Annotated in this window: 1 protein-coding gene and 1 pseudogene; one reads left to right on the top strand and one right to left on the bottom strand. The window is 61.3% G+C overall.

From position 1 onward, the window contains the following. Nucleotides 1–237, top strand: a pseudogene (locus EN906_RS35800) (prepilin peptidase); the annotation flags it as partial. 186 nt (nucleotides 238–423) lie between these two features. On the opposite strand, the gene EN906_RS35795 reads toward EN906_RS35800, so the two are convergent. After that, the coding region (locus EN906_RS35795) for a nucleoside hydrolase (protein WP_164777689.1) at nucleotides 424–819 on the bottom strand (396 nt) is incomplete at its 5' end.

Genomic DNA, 819 nt, shown 5'->3' with positions numbered 1-819 from the left:
CTCGCAGTGTTTTCAGTGCTGCTTCTGGTTTTCGCTTTGGCAACCGCGGTCATCGTGAAAAACCCGTTCATGCTGCCCGCGGGTGCTTTTCGGCTTGTCGTCCAGCATCTGGACCGCAAGGGCGTGGTGCCGTTCGGCGTGCCGATCTCGCTGGCCGCGATCTGTACGCTGGCGTTCCTGATCTACAGGAGTTTGACGGTCGCGAGCAGCTCTGGAATCCTCAACCAGCTCAACTGACCCTGTCATCTCACGCGGCTGAATTCGTCGCGCGGGAGATTTGACGGAGCATCAAACGAAAAACCCGCCTGTGCGGCGGGTCACTGGCGCAAATCAGCACCATAGGCAAAAATGTACCATAGCTGAGTGCAGGGAGTCAAGAAAAAATTCCTATCTTGAAGCGCTGCCTGCGCCGCGGCGCTCCGTTCAATCCCGCAGCAGGTCGAACATCAGCTTGAAGAAGCGGTCCGCGTCGACCTCATGGGCGATGCGGGCATTGTCCTTTTCACCGCGCTCGCCCCAGTAATCGGCGATGGTCGCGCCGAAGGCGTAGGTGCCGGACAGATCGACGCCGATATGGGCAGGGCGCGTGCGCACCAATGTCGGATCGATGGCCAGCGCCAGCGCCAAGGGATCGTGCATGGCGCCGCCGACGCCCATCGAGTTGCGGTGCAGCTTCTCGTAGAACAGCAGCCAGTCGTTGACGAGCCGTCCGAGCGGCGTGTCGATGGTCGCGAGCTCGGCATATTGCGGCGCCTCGATCAGCACCTGCATGGTGACGTCGAGGCCCACCATCAGGATCGGCACGCCGCTGTCCAGAAC

Source organism: Mesorhizobium sp. M7A.F.Ca.CA.004.06.1.1 (genome assembly GCF_003999135.1).
Classification (GTDB): domain Bacteria; phylum Pseudomonadota; class Alphaproteobacteria; order Rhizobiales; family Rhizobiaceae; genus Mesorhizobium.
The sequence above is the reverse complement of the archived record's forward strand: the minus strand, read 5'-3'. Positions and strand labels throughout refer to the sequence as shown.